This window comes from Pseudoxanthomonas sp. YR558 (genome assembly GCF_900116385.1).
GTDB lineage: Bacteria > Pseudomonadota > Gammaproteobacteria > Xanthomonadales > Xanthomonadaceae > Pseudoxanthomonas_A.
The window spans coordinates 1877620-1900811 of record NZ_FPCI01000001.1 but is presented as its reverse complement, the minus strand read 5'-3'; the positions used below and the strand labels follow the sequence as shown (position 1 = coordinate 1900811).

General features: G+C 56.5%; 10 protein-coding genes and 1 tRNA gene. 6 read left to right on the top strand and 5 right to left on the bottom strand.

Annotated features, from left to right (window positions below):
* Positions 1 to 23: 23 nt before the first annotated feature.
* The 3 genes from BM365_RS08895 (at position 24) to BM365_RS08880 (ending at position 10346) form a co-directional block, all read left to right on the top strand.
* A complete protein-coding gene (locus BM365_RS08895) occupies positions 24 to 1568 on the top strand; it encodes an OpgD/OpgG family glucan biosynthesis protein (RefSeq protein ID WP_093488408.1) in 1545 nt (514 codons plus the stop codon).
* A 2-nt stretch (positions 1569 to 1570) separates the two neighbouring features.
* Positions 1571 to 3541, top strand: a complete 1971-nt coding sequence (gene mdoH / locus BM365_RS08890; RefSeq protein WP_093488406.1) for a glucans biosynthesis glucosyltransferase MdoH — start codon at positions 1571 to 1573, stop codon at positions 3539 to 3541.
* Between the two features lie 412 nt (positions 3542 to 3953).
* The gene (locus tag BM365_RS08880) at positions 3954 to 10346 is read left to right on the top strand and encodes an HTH domain-containing protein (protein ID WP_139227378.1); all 6393 of its coding nucleotides are present in this window, start codon (positions 3954 to 3956) and stop codon (positions 10344 to 10346) included.
* Positions 10347 to 10568: 222 nt separating this feature from the next.
* On the opposite strand, the gene BM365_RS08875 is transcribed toward BM365_RS08880, so the two are convergent.
* The 3 genes from BM365_RS08875 to BM365_RS08865 form a co-directional block, all read right to left on the bottom strand.
* Positions 10569 to 11480, bottom strand: coding sequence for an HNH endonuclease (locus BM365_RS08875; protein WP_093488400.1), 912 nt, complete (start codon positions 11478 to 11480; stop codon positions 10569 to 10571).
* Positions 11477 to 12853 (bottom strand): AAA family ATPase, encoded by a 1377-nt coding sequence (locus BM365_RS08870; RefSeq protein WP_158253527.1) that lies wholly within the window; start codon positions 12851 to 12853, stop codon positions 11477 to 11479. The genes BM365_RS08875 and BM365_RS08870 overlap by 4 nt, the downstream gene beginning before the upstream one ends.
* Positions 12854 to 13036: 183 nt before the next feature.
* Positions 13037 to 13822 carry an HNH endonuclease gene (locus BM365_RS08865; RefSeq protein ID WP_093488396.1) on the bottom strand — a complete coding sequence of 262 codons (786 nt, stop codon included), beginning with the start codon at positions 13820 to 13822 and terminating at the stop codon, positions 13037 to 13039.
* A 988-nt stretch (positions 13823 to 14810) separates the two neighbouring features.
* On the opposite strand from BM365_RS08865, the gene BM365_RS08855 reads away from it, so the two are divergent.
* A tRNA-Ile gene (locus BM365_RS08855) sits at positions 14811 to 14886 on the top strand.
* Positions 14887 to 16408: 1522 nt separating this feature from the next.
* On the opposite strand, the gene BM365_RS08845 is transcribed toward BM365_RS08855, so the two are convergent.
* Both BM365_RS08845 and BM365_RS08840 read right to left on the bottom strand, forming a co-directional pair.
* The gene (locus BM365_RS08845; RefSeq protein WP_093488392.1) at positions 16409 to 17443 is read right to left on the bottom strand and encodes an AAA family ATPase; all 1035 of its coding nucleotides are present in this window, start codon (positions 17441 to 17443) and stop codon (positions 16409 to 16411) included.
* Complete coding sequence (locus BM365_RS08840) at positions 17436 to 19784, bottom strand: Mu transposase C-terminal domain-containing protein (RefSeq protein ID WP_093488390.1); 2349 nt, start codon at positions 19782 to 19784, stop codon at positions 17436 to 17438. The genes BM365_RS08845 and BM365_RS08840 overlap by 8 nt, the downstream gene beginning before the upstream one ends.
* A 1742-nt stretch (positions 19785 to 21526) precedes the next feature.
* On the opposite strand from BM365_RS08840, the gene BM365_RS17810 reads away from it, so the two are divergent.
* Positions 21527 to 22258, top strand: a complete 732-nt coding sequence (locus tag BM365_RS17810) for a hypothetical protein (protein ID WP_139227376.1) — start codon at positions 21527 to 21529, stop codon at positions 22256 to 22258.
* A complete protein-coding gene (locus BM365_RS17805; protein ID WP_139227374.1) occupies positions 22251 to 23054 on the top strand; it encodes a DUF5677 domain-containing protein in 804 nt (267 codons plus the stop codon). Before BM365_RS17810 ends, BM365_RS17805 begins: the two co-directional genes overlap by 8 nt.
* Positions 23055 to 23192 lie beyond the last annotated feature (138 nt).

Genomic DNA, 23192 nt, shown 5'->3' with positions numbered 1-23192 from the left:
CATCACCACGGTTAGAGAACCGCGTGCAACGACGAGACGCACTCAAGAGCGCGCTCGCCATCGCACTGCTGGGCGGCGTGCCCCGCGTGCTGGCGCAGGCAACGACAACGACGGATGCCGCCGCACCTTCGACACGCTTCACGATGGAAACGGTTCCAGACTTGGCCCGCGCGCTGGCCCGGCAACCGTACCGCGCGCCGGACGAAACGCTGCCCGCGGCGCTGGATACCGGCTACGACGCCTACCGCGACCTGCGCTTCGATCCGCAACAGGCGATCTGGCGCAAGGAAGGCCTGCCTTTCCAGGTGCAGATGTTCCATCGCGGCTTTCTGTTCAAGCAGCGTGTCGAGCTGTATCGCGTGGAAGGCGATAGCGCGACGCCGATCGCTTACACGACCGAGCTGTTTTCGTTTCCGCCGGGCACGACGCCTGAACTCGGCAGCGATCTCGGCTTCGCCGGCTTCCGTGTGCACACGCCGCTCAATGCGCCGGACGTTTACGACGAACTGATCGCCTTCCTCGGCGCGAGCTATTTCCGCGCACTGGGCAAGGGACATGCATACGGCTTGTCTGCGCGCGGACTCGCGTTGGGAAGCGGCGATGCGGGAGCGGAGGAGTTCCCGATCTTCCGCGCATTCTGGATCGAACAGCCCGCACCCGGTGCCGATCACCTGGTGGTGCATGCGCTGCTCGACAGCCCGAGCGTGGCCGGTGCGTTCCGCTTCGACATGAAGCCCGGTGCCGAGACGGTTATCGATGTGCAATCGCGGTTGTATCCGCGCGTCGACCTGGCGCGTGCCGGCATCGCGCCGCTGACCAGCATGTTCGAGTTCGATGCGGGCGATCGCGTGGGCACCGACGACTACCGGCCCGCCGTGCACGATTCCGATGGACTGGCGATCTTCAACGGTAATGGCGACCAGATCTGGCGGCCATTGAGCAATCCGCCGCGCGTGCAGAGCAGCGCCTTCATGGACGCGCATCCGCGAGGCTTCGGCCTGATGCAGCGCAAGCGCGGCTTCGGTGATTACGCCGACATCGAGGCGCGCTACCACCAGCGCCCCAGCCTGTGGATCGAGCCGCGTGGCCGGTGGGGTAAGGGCGCGGTGACGCTGGTCGAAATCCCGACCGGCGACGAATACCACGACAACATCGTGGCGTTCTGGCGCCCGGAGAAACCATTGCGCGCGGGTCGCGAGCATCGCTTCGACTACCGCATGCACTGGTGCGACATGCATGCATGGCAACCGGCGCTCGCCGTGGTCAGCGACACGCGCATCGGCGCGGCGCCGGATCCGGCGCGGCGGCTGGTGGTGATCGACCTGGAAGGTGGACGCCTGGCCTCGATGCCGCGCGACGCGAAACTGACGCCGGATGTCTGGGCAGCGCGCGGCGAGGTGAGCGGTGCGGTCGTGTATCCGAATCCGGCAACGCAGGGCTGGCGCCTGAGCTTCGAGTTCCGCCCGAACACCGACAGCGCCGACGGGCGTGACGTCGAACTGCATGCGCGCGTGTTGGAGGGGCACGCGCCGCTGTCCGAAACCTGGCTGTACCGCTGGAGCACTTGAGCATGAACAAGACCGCCGACCACGATTCCAGTACGCAGACGTGGCTGCCGCCGGAAGCACCGCTCGACATGCCCGTACAGGACCTGTCGACGGGGCGGCTTGCGTCGCGCCGTTTGCCGACGTCGCCCACCGACATGCCGTGGCGCCGTGCGGTCGTGATGGGCGGGGCAACGATGCTCACCCTGCTGGCGACCTACCAGGTGTGGTGGGTGCTGCGGGGCGACGGCATCGACATGCTGGAAGGTGTGGTGCTCGGCTTGTTCGTGGCGCTGTTCGCATGGATTGCGCTGGCGTTCTCGAGCGCGCTGGCGGGCTTCGTCCAACTGGTTTCGCATCGAACGATGCCGCTGGGCATCGATCCCGATGCGCCGCTGCCGGAGCTCGCGACGCGCACGGCGTTGTTGCTGCCGACCTACAACGAAGACCCCGACCGCTTGCTGGCGGGCTTGCAGGCGATGCACGAATCACTGGCGGAGACTGGCCAATCCGACCGTTTCGACTTCTTCGTGCTCAGCGACACCACCAAGCCGGACGTCGCGCAGGAAGAGGTACGCGCCTTCGCGCAGCTGAGGCACCGCCTCGGCCCCGCGGCACGTGTGTACTACCGGCGTCGCGACAAGAACACCGAGCGTAAGGCCGGCAATATCGCCGAGTGGGTGCGCAGATTCGGCGCCGCTTACCCGCACATGCTGATCTTGGATGCCGACAGCCTGATGACCGGCGGTACGCTGGTGAGGCTGTCGTCGGCGATGGAAAGGAATCCACGGCTCGCGCTGGTGCAGACGTTGCCGATGATCGTCAACGGACGCACCTTCTTCGCGCGCATGCAGCAGTTCGCCGGGCGCGTCTATGGTCCGGTCCTCGCGCAGGGCGTTGCGTGGTGGCACGGCGCGGAGGGCAACTACTGGGGCCACAATGCGCTGATCCGCACCTCCGCCTTCGCCGCGCATGCCGGGCTTCCCCACCTGGGCGGCGGCAAGCCGTTCGCTGGCGCGGTGCTGAGCCATGACTTCGTCGAAGCCGCATTGCTGCGCCGTGGCGGCTGGGCCGTGCACATGGCGCCGGCTTTGTCGGGCAGTTACGAGGAAGGTCCGCCGTCGCTGACCGACATGCTGGTACGCGACCGCCGCTGGTGCCAGGGCAACCTGCAGCATGGGGCGGTACTGCCCGCGCGAGGCCTGCATTGGCTCAGTCGCATGCACCTGTTGGTCGGCATCGGCCACTACTTCACCGCGCCGATGTGGGCGATGCTGATGCTGGCGGGCCTGGCGATCCCGTTGCAGCAGGCGGGGTTCTCGCTCGACCAGCCGCACCTGGAGGGATTCACGCCGGCCCTGTACTGGCGTGGCGGCGACCCGGAGCGTTTCCTCTGGGTGTTCTATTTCACGATGGCTGTGTTGCTCGCGCCGAAGGTGATGGGATGCATGGCAACGCTGCTGCAACCGGAGCTGCGTCGGCAGTGCGGCGGTGCGATCCGCATCATTGGCAGCGCTGTGCTGGAAACGGTGCTGGCGGCGTTGATGGCGCCGGTCACCATGTACGTGCAATCGCGCGGCGTGGCGGAAGTGCTGGCCGGCCGCGATTCGGGCTGGGAAACCCAACGCCGCGACGACGGCAGCGTGCCGCTCGGCAGCCTGGTGCGTCGCTACGCGGGACTCACCGTGTTCGGTGCGCTGAGCGGCGTGCTGGCTTACCTCGTATCGCCCGCGCTCGCCGCGTGGATGGCGCCGGTGGTGCTGGGCATGGTGCTGTCGGTGCCGATCAACGTGCTCACCTCGTCCCCGGCCGTGGGGCAGTTCTTGCGCGAGCGCAGGTGGCTGCGTATCCCGGAGGAGTCCGCTCCGCCGGACGTCCTCGTACGTGCACTGACTTTGCGCGGCACGCCCGACGCCGCAACTTTGGAACAGGCCCCGTCCGGTACAATCCCGGCCCAGCGGGCCTATAGCTCAATGGTTAGAGCAGAGGACTCATAATCCGAAATCGGCTAGTTTCCGCATTTTTTATCTAGCCTCATATTTTTGGAATAAGGCTTAAAAAACAGTCATTTAGCCGCGGCTCCCTTTTCCAAGTTTAGCCGCAGGTTGTCAGCCTTTTGCGGCACAGTTACACAGAAATTACACAGACTTGTAGTCTGGCCAGTGTGTGCCGTGAACACCAACTGCTTGCGGCCGAAGTGATTTCCGGCGCGGAGGATCCGGTTCATTCGGAAGCGTTGGTGTCGTTTGAGACGGGAATCAGCGCTCTCGCGCAACGGCAAGCTCCGAAAAGTCGCACGCCCGAGCCACCCCTCAGGCCGGCCGGTCACACCCCAGCGCACATCAGGCTGGAGGCGCCTTAAACTCAATACCTTCGGTCTTACACGGATCAGTACGGCGGGGTATTCCAATGTCGGAGAGGCAAGAGTCGCCGATTGAAGGCGTAGCTGGCACCGATGCGACCGCGAGCAAGCGGGGCTACTACTATCAGGATGTCGCTACGGCGCTTGCATGGCTACGATTGCAATCTGATCAGACACTGCACATCGAGAAAGCCGAAGACTACGCCGTAGAAGAGGGCGGGCGTCTCGATGTCCACCAGCTTCGGAACGTCAAGGCCCCTCTGACCCTGTCGACGGCGCTGGCTTTCCTCGAGCATGTCGTAAAACTCATCGAATTAAACCCTAATCATGTCTTGTCTTTCGTCTATCGAACGACTAGTCCGCTTGGGGATCGACCAGAGAGCAATCTGATTCCGGAGGGAATGACGGCGCTGGCTTACTGGGATCGAGTGAAACGGGGTGCTGACTCAGCTCCACTGCTAGAGCTGCTGCAGCAGTCCGCAAAAGAAGAAAGTAAGTTGCGGGCGTTTCTGATCAGTTCAACGCCAGAAGAAGTTGTGGCAGGTCTAATCTCCGCAGTCACCTGGGCATGGAGCGAGTCCACTCCGATCTCATTGCAGTCTGAACTGGCAAAAAGGGTTGCGGAGTTTGCTCATGATGAGCTCGATGTGCCATGGAATGAGACCGATCCACTCACGCCGATTGTAATCAATTCGGTCACAGAGACCTCTACACGACCCAATCCGAAGGATCGGCAACTGAGGCGAACTGACCTAGTAAAGGTCATTCAAGACGCGACGCATCATAAGGTCCTGAACTCCGAGTATCAGCAACTGCAGCATGACGCAGCGCTAGCGAGAAACGTCGCTACAGACCCACTAGATCGCGACATAGATCTGCGCTTGCAGAAACTTCGCAAAGCGCGGTTCTTTCTTGGCAGTGAGCTCAGCGACCGAGCCCGAGAGCTGGCAGGTGAAGTATCAGAAGGGGGAAGGTTCGAGCTTGGAAAGCCGGCTCTGAGGGCTATAGCTCTCAGCTGGTGCGCGCGTATGCTTGTCGAGAGCGACGAGCCTTTAGCCAATCGATTGCTTTCTGAATCTAAGTGTCTCGATCGCCATGATCACGCTGAACTTGTCGACGCTTTACTCGTAGCAAAGCAGGACAAGACGGATGCTCTACTCCGGATTGCGGATTTAAAAGATAGGTCATCACAAACCATTCGCTATGCAATTCATCGCCGCGACGCGAATGAGGCGGGACTGGAGTGGGTAGCTGCGGCTGGCCTAAAGCCTGAAGACGTCGATGCAGATGGAATGTTCATGATACTTATGGACTATCTGCATCATCAGCGCTGGAGCGACGCCCTCGTATGGTTGGATGACATTCCGAACGAAGCGTGCGACGAGTTTCCTGCGCTGCTCTGGGGAATCAGCGTTGGTCTCTTGACGCACTGCGTCGCACCGCCCCTGCAAAATATAATCCTTGAGGGTCCGCCCATCTTCACGGACCTTCCTCTTAGCAATGATCCTCAAGCGCTGGATGCACGCCGCCGAGCGTCGGCATTGCTACTTAGGTTTCATGAAGCAGCGGTAAAAATTGGTGCTCAAGAGAAAAGCGATGAAGCGCTTGAGTTCCATCTTTGGCTGAGGCTTCAGGATCGGCTGACTGAGGCCTCAGCTGCTACGGACATCGCACAAAGATGGGCTTCGTCTAACGGCGACTCGCGCTGGTTGCCGCTCGCGCTAGCGGCAAATGTATCAATTGACAAGACGCAGGAGGCGTCTCGTCTCGACCGACAGGCGACGACCTACGGGTCGTTGAACTTCCTAGACGCGCGTGGACGCCTCGCGTTGATACTAAGCAGTCGCGGAAGCGAATGGATAGACGACTGGAACCAGTTGAGAGGCTGGCTGAAGCCCTATTTCACCGCTGCATTCCTTGAATACCATGAACTTGAGGCCCTGGTGCAGCTCGGGCGAACAGACGAGGCGAGGGCGGCCATCGAGCGCGCCGAGCACACTCCGCCTCTGATGCTCCAGCGACTGAAGCTTCAGAATGACAAGTCAGTTAGCGCTGTCGAAGCAATGGCCGTCTTCGAGGCATCTTCCAACGATAAGAAGCATTTGCCGGCTAGCTTGCAGATACTCGTTGCAGCGCTCATCGATGCTAACGACATGGCGACGGCATCCGAATATGCGAAGAAGCTCTACGAGCTAACGAAACATCATGGTGATGCCGAGCAATGGCTTCGGCTTCTATACAAGCAGCAACGATGGCAGGAGATCGAGGAGTTTCTTGATCAGAACCCTGGTCAGGTCGAGCAGTCTGACAAGCTTCCGGGGCTGTATCTGGAGGCGCTCCTCCGGCATGGTCGATGGGGGGATGCACGAAATGTAGCAAACAACCGTCCTGAACTCACCGAACAGCGCACACTCCTCGAGATACAAATCGCAGTCTACTCATGTGACTGGGATCGACTATGGGAGATGCTTGAGGTCGCTCTAAAGGAAGAGTCACCAAGCCTGGATGACATGCGAGTCTTTGCGCGCCTCGCCACGAACCTAGGGCGAGTAGCGGTCGCCAGAAAGTACGCTGTCAGCATTGCCGATCAATGCAATAGTGATCCTGCTCTTCTTATGGAGTGCTACATGCTCGCCGTGCGTGGGCGATGGGAGAGCGACCCCATTACAGCCGAGTGGGTGAGAACCGCGGTTGCTCAGGCCTCCGATGAGGGCCCTATACAGTCCAAGAGCCTTGAGGATCTTGCGGCCATGATGCCCGAGTGGCGCGAGCGCACCGACACCTTGGTTGAGGGCCTGACAAAGGGTGAAGTCTTTCTTTCAATGGCCGCACGACAGGTCAGCCGGCCGCTAGCATCGATGATGCTCGGCCCTGCCGAAAGTAACCGCGTGGAGAAGGATTTCCGTCGTCGGAGCCCGGTCATCGCTTTCGCAGGTGTGGAGCGCCCTTCACTTCCCGAGACGCCTAGAAGCATCGCGCTGGATCAGACCGCTCTCCTGACGCTTGGTTTCCTCGATCTCTTGCCGAAAGTCCTAGAGGGCTTTGAGCGTCTCTGGGTGCCTCACTCCATCGGTGGTTGGCTTTTCGCGGAACGCCAGGAAATCCAGTTTCACCAGCCTAGTCGAATCGCTGATGCAAAGATTCTTGTGGCTTATCTCGCAACAGGGAACATACATATTGCTCAACGTCACCCAAGCGTATCTCGCGAACTCACGAGGCGTATTGGCTCAGATCTAGCCGAGCTCATTGAGGCGGCCAATGTAGATCGCAGCAAAGGTACTGATGCTTATGTGGTAAGAGCGGCTCCCATACACTTGGTTAGCTCATTCGGCCAAGAGAACGCGGATGTAAGCGAACACTCGCACGTTATCCGGAGTACGCGAGAGTTGGTTCGAAGTCTACGGTTTCATGGCGCCATCAGTGAAGACAAGGCTGATAGGAGCGAGGCCTTCCTAGTAAGGCACGATCATGGATGGCAGGATGATGCGATTCTGCCGATTGGCGCTACGCTCTACTTGGACGACTTGTCGGTTTCCTATCTCCACAGTACTGGAGTGTGGGGGGAGCTACAGAACGCCTATCGGGTTCTTATCCACCAAGATGCTCAACGAGAAGCGGCTGAACTCCTAAATCTTGAAAAGACCACGGGTAGGATTGACGAGGTCATCGAAGCAATCCGGCAGTTCGTGGTTGATGGCCAGAAGAGTGGCCGACTAAGCTTTCTGCGCCGACCAGTTCGCGGGCCTGAAGCCGACGATGTTCTGTCGGTGGATCCGCAGTTCATACTCCTTCAAACGATGGAGCAGCAGACTGGCGTTGAGGCGGTCGTTGTGGATGATAGGGCGGCCAATGGATTTGTGACCTATACGCATGCTGATGGGGCGGCGATCGCCATGCGGACCAGTCTTGACGTTCTGGACTGGCTACGAGACAGCAACGCTATAGACGAGAAGTCCCGGCGCGGTTATAGGAATGAACTTCGACGCGCTGGCTATCTGTTGATTCCGGTCGAGTCCGGCGAACTGGAGACGGCCTTGGAAGGCGCCTCAGTACAAGGCGAAATCCTGATTGAGGCAGGCGCCGCTCGCGCGATTCGAGAGAATCACTTACTTGCACAGGTTGCCGGTATCGCTAGGTTGCCCGGAGAGGCGGCTTGGATAACTAACAATGGGGCGCAAGCAGCCGCTACTCTCGCTCGCGTATGGCTGACGACCGATGATCCTATCCAAGCGCAGGCTAAATCAAACTGGCTGCTTGAGTACGGTCAATGGGATGGACTAGCTAGCAGTATGTTGCCTCCCTGGAATGAAGAGCGACTAATCGTTATCGACGCGATAGGCGTTGCGCGCTTGCTGACAAACTTCGATCTTACCGCTGGGAAGCGACGTGCGTACAACGAGTGGATTGAGGCTTCGGTTCTGGGCTCACTGCAGCTGGAGCGGCCTCGTGTCTTCGACGCTATATGTGAACAGGTTTCTAGTCAGTTGCAAGCTATCAGGTCTTTCATACCTGAAGCTAGACCAGGCATGTCGGAGAGCGATGTTGCCGGAATGAATGCAAGGATCTGTAAATCGCAGCTCGATAGGCTCCCGGAGTCCGTGCAGAGTCGTCTGTTGGAGGACGAGAAATTGCTGAGTTCGATAGGGCTCTCCAAGTCGAGTCGGATCACAATCGGAGTAGAGGGGCATCCTAGCTTCGACGTGAATACGCTCTACGCAGAAGTATCGAAAGCGATGTCAGGTGCGTCTGATATCAACGTACAGGATAAAGCTGGTACTTCATGGCGCATTGACTCAAGCGATAACTTGGAAGGTGTCGTCTGCTATCAGAAGGAGACGGGGCGACGCTTCAATCTTGAGCATGCGGCACTAGTGTCCCCAGATGTGGTGTTGCGGCATAAGCGCCTAAGAGCGATGGCGGAAGAGGCTGGACTCAAGGAGCAAGACCTGAAAAGTTGGTTTGAGAGTGCCTCGCTTGCTCCTCTTGAGCCGCAAAGCCTCAGTAAGCTCGACAGCGATCTTGCGGATGCACCAAATCCGTTGTTTAGCCGGATCCAAGCGTCTTTCGAGAATGGATCTATCAAATCCGCTGAGCTGATCCCACTGTCACGACGCTACTATGAAAGACTCGTGCTCTCGCATGGAAAGAGTGAAAGTCTTTCTACGTTCGCAGAGATGCTGCGCGAGCGCGAGCAAGAGGCGGATCTGGATGTAGTAGGTCGGGTCCGTAATGAGCTCATGTGGTCGTCGCACTCCAGTTTAGTTCCAGTCTCTGCGATAGTGGCGTTGAATGCCTCGTCTATTCGTTTGCTTTGCGAGGACCTGCTGCCCGGCGTAGACATCTGGTCGCTCACCGGTTTGCTAGAGGCGCTATCGCAAAGGCCAGATGCTTCAACAGAACTATTGGATGTTCTCCAGGGTGCTCTGCGCGTGTTCCGAACATCCATTGCGCAAGAAAGCGGTCGCCTTAAGTTCGCTGCTTCCATTGCCATGCTGGTGGATGGCAGGCTCAGTACGAGCGGGGTCTTTACGCAGGCGCCTGTATTCTGGCGGCGTCATGCAAGTTTTGCCCACGCAGCACTAATAGAACGAGCAGCGCTGGCGGCTGGAGCGCCGCTCGACGAGCTTGCGAGCTGGGCATGGGCTCAGCGAACTAGATTTCAATTTTCCACCATGGCGGATCTGACCAGGGAGCCAAGATGGAGTGGCTGGCTCATGTCGTGGTGGCAGCTCAAGCAAGAGCTGATAGGCCGGGTAATTAAGCCCCTACTTGATAGACAAGGGGATTTCGAAGGTTCACTGGATGGCCTCGCGTTCGGCGACGATCCGCAGTCATTGGAGTCACAGCGAGTAATGCAGTTCAGCGGACTCCCCGGGCCATTAGAGGGGGGGCTCGAGGATTTGCATAGCCTACCTCCCCGGTTCCTAGCTGAGTTGCACACGCTGTTGAACAGTGAGGAGAGATGTCTGGCTGAAAGGCTTACGATGGCGGCCCACCTGGCCTCACTGGGCCGAGGTGATCATGAGTTGTATGCGAGACTCACTCAATTCGTTAACGAGCTTAGGGCTTCAGATGTTACGGCTGAAGAGCGAGAGAGCTGGGAGCCGCTCTTCATGCATCTTGCTCTTAATGCCGCTGCCTCACGTCAGTCTCATTTCGCAAAGTCGGTCATCGCACTCATTAATGATAGAGCGGACGTTGGACTGAGCCTTCGTTTGCTGGCAGGCTTGACGGCATGTGGGGCTAACGCCGACACAGGGGAGTGGGTCGCCTCAGTGGTTGACTTCATAGAGTCATGTGTTCGCCTGGATCTGGACAAGTCTGAGGCGGGTCTTCTGCTCGACATCGTGCATGTGCTGGGAAGGTCCCAACCTATGCTACGCCCTGCAATCGGAAGGACAATCGCCCGTTTGCAGGGAATGGCAAAGAGCATCCAGTAGGTCACACGCACAGACACTTAACTTTGCTTGCGGATGGTTTGAAGCTGGGCCTGCGTTCTGGCGGACTCTTGCTGACTAAATCCATGCAGCAAGTTGCAGCGGGCGGCGCATACGGGCCGGCCAGATCGATCCTACTTCAGCATAGAAATGTATGCGTGCTGGATTGCTAGTCTAGCCGAACATCCTTGACTACGTGGCGAGCGTGGGCTTCAGCGGACCGACTCAAGTGGGTTCTGGATCCGCCACTCCAGGAGGCTGCTTATCATTTCCAATGAGCAATGGAGCACTTTCGTCGACGGTTAGGACGAGTGCCTTGCGTATGATCTCAAAGTCTGCAGTTTCGCATTTCGAGATGCTATCAAGAAGTCGCTTCTTGAGTTTCCTAGCCGCAAGCTCTTTGGCCGCAAGTACAGCTGACTCTGCAGTCCTCTTGGCGGCCTTGTTATTGAGCTTTCTTAGTTCATTCTCGAGCGGAGCCATTTGCAGGTACTTCAGTGCGTCCTCGTTGTCGCGCGTCAGCTGAGCCATCCGTTCGATTGCATCATCTTCCGGGAAGTCGGCAGGAAGATCGCTGCCCATTCTGTCGAAGAATCTGCTCTTTGCAGCAAAAACAACGTCCTCATAACTGAGGTTGCCATTCAAGACAGCAAGCTCATTGAGCCGGCAGACAGTGATCAGTTCAGTGCCCTTATCATTCAGGCCCTTGTAGATCTCATAGTTGACGTGAGAAAGGCACTGCGCCCAATCGTCGATGCGAGGATGCGGTATTGAATAGTGAATGGAGTTGCTGGGAAGTGACACGGGTGGCCGCGGGTGCGACTGCACGAGCACATCTTGGTTGCGTTTTGCAAGATTACACTTCTTGCAGGCGATCGCGAGATTTCCATCCACTGTGAAGAACTGAGGGTAGTCATCTTCGCTCAAGACATGCTCGAGATCCCATTGACTGCTATTAATGGTGTTCGAGTACTTCTGACAGTAGCAGCATCTTAGTCCTTGCAGCTTCATACACGACTTCTTGAATCGCGCTTTGATCGCTGACTGATCAAACCAGGCATTCAGCTCTTCGCTCGTACAGTCGCGCCGAACCGCATCAATCTCGGCCTGCTCGCTGTCCAGAAAGATTGTGGTCATAGTTCTAGTATCGAAGCGCAGACGTTGCGGACTAGGACCCGAAGTCCTTCATCTGGAATTCGGCTTTGAAGAGACGCCAAGAACTTTGCGATGCTTTGAGCTCGCTCCTCCTTGTGCCTTCCTTGCTCAATAAGCGCCAGCGCTTCGAGCACAAGCTGTTTCAAAAAATGGTTGTCGGGAGTGACGATGCTGAACGCGCTAACTAGCGTCGCGTCTGGCGAGGAATTGGAAATAGCGTCGTCGTCGACTACGACGGGGTTCTGATCTAGCCTTAGAACAGAGCAGTCTCTGCCAGCAAAGCCGCTCACGATAAGCGGAGAATGGGTGGCAATGATGTAATGACATCCTCTTCTGCTGTTGAGTAGGGCATCCAGCATCTGGATGTATTCAAGTTGCCAAGCCGGGTGAAGGCTGTTCTCGGGTTCATCGATAAGGACTAGGCAGCCATCTTCTAGGTTCGCCGCCAGCCCAAGAAATCCTGACAGTAGGTTGAGTTCACCTGAGGAGAGGTCAAGGAGTTCAACCTCTTGGCCGTTATGACGCCGGAGATTTGCAGATGTCATCTGCAGAACATTCGCTCTTACTAGTTGACGAAAGGTTTCGAACTCGACGTTGTTTGAGGAATAGCTCCCTCCATGAAGAAAGTCAAACTCGTAAGAGAGCGCGGGGCCGCTAACGCCACGACCGGATCGAAAGGCCGGTCGAACTTGCTCAATGAGACTCTCGATATAACCACGATCGATGTGCGGTGAGTTGAGTACTTTGTCCAGACGATTCATCTGATACTGGATCGTAAGTCTTGGTTCATACCCAAGCACTGCAAATACATCAGAAACGTGATGATCTGAAGCGTAGCTAGCATTGGCAAGCGCCAACTGATCGATAGATCGACGGAGCAGAGATCGTGGTGAAGCGCGAACGCCTCCTTTAAAGCCTAAATAGACGTAGGTCTCTTTCTTTAAATCGGGATTTAGCTTGTCTTTGTTCGTGTATCCATCATTCGTCGGAAACTTGTCAAAGGGAGTGAACGAGAGCGCAATGATCTTCTTAGGGATGGCAGCTCTAGCGGCGTAGTGGTCTTGCTCACTAGAAGACTTTCCGGAGCGCGACCCCTCGATCGTAACGACGTGGCCATCATTCTCTATCTTGATGCGAGTGACGCGAGAACTGGCTCTGCTGGATCGCTTGGATCCGGCGTAGGAATCTCGCAGCGCAGTCGTCAAGTCGCGTAGGAGTGTCGACTTCCCGCTGCCGTTCTTTCCGATAAGCACGGTCACGTAGGAGCCATGCCTCACCTGAGGTGAGAGCACGAGGTCTTTCTCGCCAATGAAGGGAAGATCGATCGTGATCTCCCGAATCGCAATATTCGACACGCGGCCCCCTTTTTGTCCCCAATGCGACATTCAAGGATCGCGGCGTTTGTTGTCAAGAGTAGTCAGAAATCTTGGGGTCGTAGGGCGTTGACCGTCGGCACTTTCGACGTTCTTCACGGACCCGATTAGCTGCTGGTCGCGTATCGATGGCGGAGCGACTTTGTTGGCATTTGACTGACCAGTTCAGTCGTTTCGCTTCAGCTCGGATCTTGCCGTCAGATAGGGAGAGGCAGTATCAAAACTATGCAATAGCGGCTTGCCAGCTAGTGCTTCGTAAGGCTTGTCTTTGATACTAGGGTCCAGTTGGATATGCCAAGCACCGCTCCTGAGTTTGAACTCGAGCAAGCCCGCATCGAACAGCGCGTGGATGTCTCGGCGTAGCAAGAGCGCATTCTCGAGATTGTCGTGGCCACCGTTGGCCACTGGCAGGATATGGCAGGCCTCGAGCGCCGACGGGCACGTTATGCCGGTGACCTGGCACTGCCCATGCTCGGAGATGAGTAGATTTCGAAGCAGAGCCTGGCCCTTTCGTTCAAACTGGGTGGTCACCAGTCGCCCTCGAGGCGTGGGGGTGGGTAGAGTGCGCGTTTGCTCAGATTGATAGGTCCAGTCCGCGCCCTGATCCAGTACGGTGTGGGGAAGTTCGTTGCCTTCGTACTTGAAAGACACCTTGTGGGGCCGTCCATCGGCGAACTCGATTGTCAGGTCGCCTCTGTAGACCTCCCATTCCCAAGCAGGATTCCACTGGATCGGGTTCTGCGCGTAGCTCAAGGTGAGCTTGTTGCGTTCGCGCTTGGCGGCGGCTGGGTAACGGTAGTGGATCGTGTTCCGGCCATACTTGCATGTGGCCGCGGTTTGAACGAACGCAGCAGATCCATATAGGATCGCTGGCCCGATGTACTCAATCTCGCCATCATCGTCCCAGTCAATCTGCAGTCCGATGAAACTTGGATTGAACTTGGCAGGCATAGGCGTCTGTTATGGGCGAAGGTATGCATATGCTTGCGCCAGGGGGCCTTCAGCGCAAGTCGGATGCCTTTCACCACAGGTCGCTAGAGGTGGGCTGGCAGCTCTACGCGATGCTCGTCCGCCTCAGGGTACGAACACCTTGTTGCCGTACTCCCACGTCCACGGCACGCCGGTCTCGCCCAGCACGAACCCTTCTTCGGCACGATGCAGGTCGACAAGATCACTGACGATCATTGGTTGGCCTACGTAGACCGGCGTAAGAAAGAGGGTGCCAGCCCTGCAACCATCAATCGAGAGCGATCAGCGCTCCTGCACATGTTCAACACCATGCGCAGGCGTAAACAAATCCAAGCGATGCCCCTCCTGGCCCGGCAACGAGAGCCTGCGGGTAAGCTGATCTACCTCCTGCCGGAGGAAAGTCAGCGTCTGCTCGAGGCTGCCAGGCTCGACCCATCACCCCATGCACTGCCCTTCGTGATGATTGGGCTGTTCACGGGGTTGCGGCATAGTCCGATCCTCAACCTTCGGGCCGGTGATGTAGACGTATCCGGTCGGATCCTGTGGATCGGGAAGGACAAAGCGGGGCGGCGAGAGCAGCCCATGCCCGCGGTGCTGGCCGACTACCTGGGGGGACTTACGCAGGGCCTTGACCCCGGGCAACTCCTGTTCGGTTCTAGCCGGTCGGCTACCGGCCGGGTGCATCAGATGAACACAATCTTTGCTCGCTGCGTGCAGCGCGCAGGGATAACAAAGCATGTCACCCCCCACACCCTGCGGCATACGGCGGCCACCAACGCGGCGCACGCCGGGCTAGATGCGGCAACCATTCAAGCCATGGGGGGTTGGAAGACGAGGGCGATGGCCGAACGCTATACTCATGCGGCCTCTTTGCAGGACGCCATGGACGCCCTAGAGAGGCGCCTCACCGGGGTCAGAATTACACGCAAATTACACACAAAGGTTCGGGAACTACCCCCAAACCCTTACAGGGCCTATAGCTCAATGGTTAGAGCAGAGGACTCATAATCCTTTGGTTCCAGGTTCGAGTCCTGGTGGGCCCACCAACAAGCAATCCGAGAACGTTCGAATTTGGTGTTCCGAGGGAATAGCGTCAATTTTGACGTTATTTGATGGAAACGTTGCTGACATTATTTGATGGGACATCGCTAGATGTCAGTTGGTCGGCTAATGCCATGACGTTCTCTGCAGTCCAGTAATACCTGCTGCCAAAGAGGGGCAGAAGGCTGATCTCAGTTGCTCCTGAGATTGGCTAGGTGTTGCTATCGCTCCGACTGTCTAGGTGCGGGCTGGATGGCTATCCACCGCGGTCCCTACTGACCTTCCGACTGAGTCAGCTTGGATCCAACGCAAAGCGGATTGCTCTTTCCAGAACGTGCTTCGGAAGCCCGGTCGATTGCATGAGCGCTGCAACTGCCGCCTTACAAGAAATCCGAACCCCTCGCGACTTTACATAGGCGGCCGCTGCGTCTCGCGCATCTTGCTCTTTCCGCGCGCGCAAGCTGTCTTGTTGAGCCGTCCACCTGACAATGTGCCTTTCAACCAATTCCGGAAACGAATACCGCAGCATGTTCGTGGAGACTCCATGATCTTTTGCGAACTCTCGGAGCGATGGGAGGTCATCATCGCAAGAAAGTATTCGCACGAACTGCTGTCGAACGGCCAGTCTCTCCGCGTCTGAGTACAGTCGTGACATCATGCTATTCCTCGGCGAACGGTCGGTGCTAGATCTTCTGAAGAGCTCGCCATTGATGAGGCACTTGCCGCCATCCATGAGTACATCCAGCGGGCTAAATGAGAATCTGCGAGCAACTTTGAATACAGTGTTTAGCCCGGGCTTACTTCCCTGATCAAGGCTCCTTCTGACGTTCGCAAGATCTAGTCCGGCATCGATTGCGAAGGAAAAATCGGAAACATCGCTAAAGTGATCCCTCAGCTCTCGGAGGAATGATGAGTAACCATCAGAGGGGGCGTTGGTTGACCGCTCATCCGCAACATAGCTGCATATCCGATGTGCGGCCTGATGCGTCCAGATGAGCTCCGGTCCGAGTGAGCCACTCTTGATCCGCGGTAGCGAGGGAAGGTCCCGTGTGTTGCGGAGGCCGCTGTGTAGCTCGCAGCCATGCACCACGCAATGCGTCACGACCGATAAGCACCACGAGAGCGGAATCCAAAGTTCCCCCTCCGCCTCATCAACCATCTTCGCCAGGCAAGCGGGACAGTATCCCGGTGTCGGCCTAACGGAGCCGACATGGTTCTGGGACAGGGCTTGGCGAAGCTTGAGTGTGCAGGTTAGCCGGCTACGCCCGCCAAGCATGCAATAATCCATCCGCCTAGTCAGCCTTTCGCTGGAAACCGTATGGCCGGCCAGGCGCCAGATATTGTTTGGAATAGATGACTGGAAATCCGTGTCTGCCAGCTCTAGAGATGCGCCTAGTTTCGAGAGAAGATGAGCAAGCTGGCCGGGGGATGCGCCATGGGTTCGCGCCACCCGCGTGAAATAGGTGGGAAAGCACTCAATCCCATGGACCTCGTGATGGTAAGGCCTGACCGGAGCGAGGACGTCCCTCATTTCGCACCGACGTTGTCGCGAGCTCCAACCTTCCTGCGGCCACGACGACCACGCTTCTCTTTGCGGGCTTCTGCCTTGGTCGGCCCCTGCATGCGAGCAATGACTCGCCCGCCCCAATCGCTCGTTGCGGTGAGTTGAGAGAAGCCATGGATCTCATCTTTCATATCCTCCATAAAGGATGCGAAAGGTGCAGCCATGGCGACATGTTCCAACGTAAGGCGATCATCGCCTCTGCTGGTCCGGATTGCTTCGGCAAACTCCAGCCTCCTAGTAAGGTGGCCAATACAGCCAAAGCTGGCTTCGAAAATAAGGTCATTGATGGACCTAAGCATGCCGGACTCGAATCCAAACACGCCCTCGGCCCACACGAGAATTCTCTCCCACTCTAGGACGTCAGACCTGCTTAGATCGGAGTATGGATGTATAGCAATCACAAATATTCTGCGATGCAACTGACGGTTGAATCTAAGCAGATCGAGCACCGAGTAATGGCCGGCCAAGATCAGAACAACGTCGCCCTTCTTCGGGTTCTTGTTGTTAGATCCTGCAAGCATCTTCAGGCTGTCAAGCCTATTTGAAGCTGTAGCTGGACGGCTAGGTTGAATGTGATTGATTTCGTCCATGGCTAGATATCGAACGCCGCGTGCATGCGCGAGAGATCTTGCGCTAGCTCTAAGAGCGGTCTCGGTATTGATCTTTCTTACAGATGCCAGGGGGTCGAGCTCCGGGGTCATAAATGGATTGCTCAATGCCCGGTTGTACTCGTAAGCGACGGCTTTCATCAGTCCTCCCGACTCGATGACGTCCAGATCGACGCGGACCATGGGCCGGTCGCCTGGAGGCCAGAGCTCTGGTTCGCCGACGAGCCTGTCCATCAAAGCATCAAGTAGCACGGTCTTTCCAACGCCTGAGGGACCTACTATCAAGATGACGTCGCCAGGCCGTGCCATCACGGCGGCAGCATGTGCAAGCCCGATCGTGTCTTCGAATCGTGAATGCTTGAAAGGTTCAAACGGAAGAGCATCATTCATTGGGCGGCCCCACAAGGAGGTTCCGAGCTTCTGCAAAGTAGTCAGCAGTCGATGGCTCTGGCGGATCGAGCGCTTTGAAGGCGGCGGCCGACCTCATGCCGTCCATGGTCAAGTCAGCAGTCTCGCGATCAAACTCGCGCTTGGCGCGCGCACGTGCTTCTCCAGAGTTGCGCATGAAATGGACCCGGGCTGTGCGCTCGTCCCGGCCCAAGGCGCGGACTACCACGTGAGCGCTGCTGTGAAGGGTGTACCAGCGATTATTGGCCTCAACGTAAATGGTCGTCGGGTCGTACGGCTCGTAAGAGATGTTGACGACTTTGCCATCGAGTGACCGGTCGCGAAGCTCGTCGGAGAAATATTGCTCTCCGCAGTAAGTAATACCCTTGAGATAGGAGTACATGCGGGTCCCATCCAGGATGGCAGTCCTAGCCAAGAACTCCATGGAGCTCGCATCGACCTTAATTCCCAAGCATGAGAAGCGCTCGTCATCGAGCGCCATGAGGGATTCCGGTGACAGAAGTTCTTTCGAAAGAGGTCGGCGATTCAAGAAAGAAGTAAAACGTTTTGACAGGCCGACAAGAGCTCGGATGGTGTGAATGGCATGAGCTCGTCCTCGATGTTTCGAATCCGAGTGCCGCCCTTTCCTGTCATTCTTTGTGTTTCCCGGCATGTTTCGAAAGAACAGCTTCTTTATTCTTCCAAAGAAGGACTCACCCTTTCCGCCATAGCGTGACGCACCTGCGGGTCGTTCTTCGAGATCGATGGAAAAGAAGGCTGTGACTGACTGCCAGTAAACGGAGATGTTCTCCGAGCCCTGGTCACCGACGATGCAGTGAGGAACTCTGCCATGGCGTCGAGCGCACTCTCGGAGGAGGAGAGATAGAGCGTCCGTGCCGCCGTGGAAGCACATCCACTCGGCATATGTGTATGAGTGCGCGTCGTCGACAAGCGCATACAGCTTGAGCTTTCCTGTAGAGAGAGATCCAAGCCAATCGAGGAATCCCTTAACCGGAATTTCAGTCGAATCAACATGTGCGCGTTGCCAGCCCACAGTGGGGCTCAGTTCTCGATCAAACGCTGACACGGGAGGAGCTCCGGCTAGCGCCGCTCTCATTCCAATACGGCGCGAGAGCACTCTTCGGCTTTCTAGCGAATGCTGCCTTTTCCGCAGTGTCTCGTATGACATGCTCATTCCCGCATCTTTCAGATACTGATCGAGCAGCCTCCATGTTGCTAGCAGTGTCGGTGCCGAGGGGGTCAGGTAGACGTTCTGAAGAAATTGATCAGCCGCCTCCTCCGCTCTTGGGTCAAGGTACGGCTCACAGCCCCTGGAGCGGTAATCTGGAGTCAACGCATCTATTGTTGAGGATCCACTCGCGCGAGCAGCGTTCCATCTAGCGTAGTACCGGTACTGTTGCCTAGTTAGCAAAGCTCCCGCATTGACGTGATCCAGAATCGCCTTGATATTGGAATGAAGAACGCTCGACTGGCGCTCGGTCAGCGAATCAACCACCACGGCGTACTCGGAATACTCTTGTTCAATGAGCCTCTGTTCCAGTGCCTGTTCTAGCATTCTGCACTGCGCCTCATCACTGAATATGCATGTCGTGTCTGGTGATGTTGCGAGATGAGTTCGCTCACAGATGAAGAGGTCGCGCGAAACCACGCTTGCGACTATCTGATCAACAGTTGGAAGCCCGAGGCGCGACTGGAGTTGCGTGATAGTGAGCGGCTTTCGTGCCAGAAGTTTCCGCGCGACAATCGCTATGTGAGAGGGTAGTGCCGTAGCGCCACCTCTAAGATGGTTAACGAAGAAGGCGTTATTAGCCTTCTCGACAAAGGTCAGAGAACTCGCATCGAATATCTGGAATCCGATTCCCATTGCGGCGAAAGCCCTTTCGCGAAGGGGGTGCTGAATTCCATTCTCAGATAGCTCATAGCAAGTTGGATTCTTTTCCAAAAGCTTGAGTAAGCCTGATCGATTCTTGCACTCAATAGCTAGAATCGATGTGCGAAAGAAGATCAGGTAGTCTGGTGTGTAAGAGAACGTTCGCTTGCGGCCGATCGAGTCGAAGTCCTGATAGAAGATCTTCGGTGGTTGATCCAGTATCGCGATGATGCTCATATCCAGCTCGCATCGCCGAACAAATGCAAGCTCTACCGTCGCACTCTCTGCTTGAATGACCACGCGCATCTTTAGCGAAGCGAAGCGCGTACTGCGATTTGGTACCGGCCCTGCGGCTGTGAGCCTAGAAGGCTGGGCGATAGCTTCTTCTATGTATGCTAGGCCGCTGGCAGGCAATCCCAGCGATCTAGCCAGATCCATTAGTTCGGCGTACATGAGCTCTCCCTAGTCCGACCTGAGGCCGGACCAGCGCTTGATTTCTTGCGTAGGGAGCGCTAAATAGATGTTGTCGGCGGACTCAAGTCGACAATCCTGGCGGGTCACGCACCTCTAATGCGTGGCCCGCTTCTATTTCGCGCATTCATAAGCCAGATTCAGTCCTCCTGTTCAGCGAGTCGAGCCAGCGGCCAATCTCCAGAGTGCTGGAGAACCAGCCACGCCGCCCGGGGATTTGAAACATCTGGAATGGCAAGCGCCCCGCTCGTCTTGCTTGTTGAAGGGCGCTTGCGGTTCGGAAACCCGTTACGCGGGCGGTAGTCGAAGAGTCAAGAACACCACCATGCACCTCTAGAAGCCAAGAGGATGTTTCCACGCGAGCGTGAGAGAGGTTGACAACGGCACTCATGCGTTCGGAGTGGTTCGGTTGCGTTGCGCTTGACCGTATGGACTTCATCACAACCCGTCAAGCCATAAACTGGGTAACGACGGTATTTTTTGTTGCGTAGATGGTTGTATCCGACAAACGGTCGCAAGCGAGCCAACAGCATATAACAGCATGTAACAGCATCTAACGTAACGTTACGTTACTAACGAAGAGCGGTCTGTGTTGCGAAATACGATGGGACCAAGGAAGAGCATTCCAATACTCTCGCGGCATGGAATGGCAAATCCGCCATCGCCAACACGACGCATGCATAGTACGGGAATCGTTCAAAGCTATCTTGGTCGGCGGGGCACGAGATGGCGCATGGCGTCCTCGGCTATAAGGATGTGCTGTTCAATGGGCATAAGGCGTACAAGGACGGCAGTAAGGATCAACAAGATTCTTTCAGGAAAATGCCGTCCCCTCTGAGGCTGAAGAACCCCGACCACATCATGGATCATGCGCAATGAATACTTACGCTAGATGGCTATCGCTTGCTGTCATCGCCACGCTTGCCGTCGGCTGTAAGGCGCCAGTCAAGGACGTTCTTGACAACCATTTCGAGCTCACGCACGTAGACGTGCCGAGCGATCGATCCTTCGAGCTAAAGTTCGCCTCAGCCGCAACCAGTGCTATATGTATCGATGTTGATTCTTGGCCTAGAGAGGACGGTTCATTCTCCAGCGATACGGATGCGTTCGTGCTCAGGTACGGAGACCGCTCAGCATCTGCAATGGGAGCGCTTAGATCTCGCTATTGTCCAGGAGGGTGTGGTCAAACTCGCATTGCTGCTGGAGAGACAGTAATGCGATCGATCCGCTATAGCGTGTTCGGAGACCAGGAAGAGATCGCCAAGCATCAGCAGAAGGAGTTAGTGATCACCGTCAACCCACGCTACTGCAAGTAGCGTGGTCCATCCACCTCCGACTCTGTGATCTCTCGAATGACGCTGCGTTAAGCGCTGTATCAGGAGTTTGGCGCGTTCGAGTACCAGTATCGATGACGGAGGCTGGGCAGAATAGGGGAACGGCAGCTACCGACCCAAAGCGGACATGCGTAGAAACTGGGCAATTGTCCGACGAGAGCGCAGATTCAGAGGCGGGTGAGAGTCGCATTAGCGAGGCTCAAACGAGGGCGGCGCACCCAAGTCCAGACCACCCTGGGTCCGGCCATACATCGGCTTGTTAGCCGGATCCGGCGGCCCTAAGATCATGCTGCATCAAAGGAATAGCCCAACATACGGTGCGCTCTGGATAAGTCGTATAACCGGACCCCAGGATCCGAGGGATCCGACCATTAGGTAGTTAGCCGTCATATGAAGAATCGTGGCAAGCGGAAAGCTTTAGCTGGGTACGTTAAACGAGGGAAGAAGCTCGTTTCTCCCTTGAACGCGCTTCAGAATATGAAGTCGTACAGCTACGTAAACGACCTGCTTCCCGAGCTGTTGTGGCTAGGGCTTATAAATGACCATAGCGGCTATCTAAGGGGACGCGATGTATTGGAGCGTGTCGTAACGGTTGGAAAAGATTGGGACTTGCCGATCAGGAACTTTGCACTCCAGTCAGCGTATATCTCACTTTCCGAACAGCAGAAGCTTCAGATTCTGGACTCGTGGGAGTCAGCGGGGCTTCTGGACTCTATACGCAGCGCCCTGTCTCCACTCATCTTGCTCTACGATAGCTGCGCGCTACGATTCGTCGGACCACCGGCGCAAGCGATTCCCGTAGACAGGCTTGTCGAACGCCTAGAACGAGTCGTTGGTAGCGCAGCAGACAAGTATCAGACACCTGGGATCATGCTGCATGGTGCGCTACTAATGAACAACTTAATTGCGGGCCGTGTGCATTTTGCTTCTCATATCGAGCTACCGGACTTTAACGCGGTATTGGACCGCCCAGACTCAGAAGACGCCCGTAGAGCGGGAAGCTTTATACGTGCATCGACGATGGCACAGATTGGATTCGTGGACCCACCCAAGGAATGGGCTCAATATTTCTGGAATTCCAGCTACGATCTAGTTGCTTGCGACTACCCTCATGATGAATGAGTCACGCGCTGAGTTTGAAGACTTCTTGGAGCGTTACGTTGATAACGTTTCCCAAGGCATGCGTGACCGGTGGGCGCTATACCGGCCAGATACATACAATCATGAAGGCTCCGACGCAATAGCTGGGTTGGTAGCGAGACAAGCCACGCTAGCCATTGAGTTCGCTCAGAATCCTGGAATGTGGAACGGCAACCTTGCGCCGCTTGTTCTAAGAGCAATGACGGACACGCACATTACTCTTGCCTGGATTCTCAAGAGTCCTATTGATCGGGGTCGCGAGTACATCAAATACGGTCTTGGACAGGAGAAGCTGCAAATTGAGCTTCTTGAAAATGAAGAAGAGAACATACCAGATGAAGAAAAGCACCCTGCGTTGTCGGAGCTGATAGAACACCGAAGGCGGTGGCTCAACTCGCAGCTCCAAGAATGGGCAATTGATGTGAATCTTGGGAGTTGGTCCGGAAAATCCACACGAGATATGGCGATGGAAGCAGAGTGCGAGTCACTCTACAAATTCGCCTATATGCCATTCAGTGGTGCAGCGCATAGCATGTGGCAGCACGTTGGCATATACAACGTCGAACGTTGTAAGAGAGCGCTGCACAAAGGACATCGAATCCCTCAAATTCTGAGCTTTAGTCCAGACATTGACTATCTCTACAGATCATCCAAGTACGTTTCACGTACGTACTCTGCCCTATCATCTGAGCTGGGGTTGCAGGTCGAAACAATCCTTCCAGTGGAGTTCTTCTTGCAAGAGCGCGATCGACTCAATGACGCGGGCAATGTCGGCTAACAGTTCGTTCAGGCCGATGCCGCTTTGCGGCACGGCTTAACTCAGGCGTTACTCGATGTCCGCTTCTGGCCGATAGCGGACATTCGCGAGATGAAAATTGGCACAGCCTGAGAACGGTCGCTACGAACCTGGCCAAGG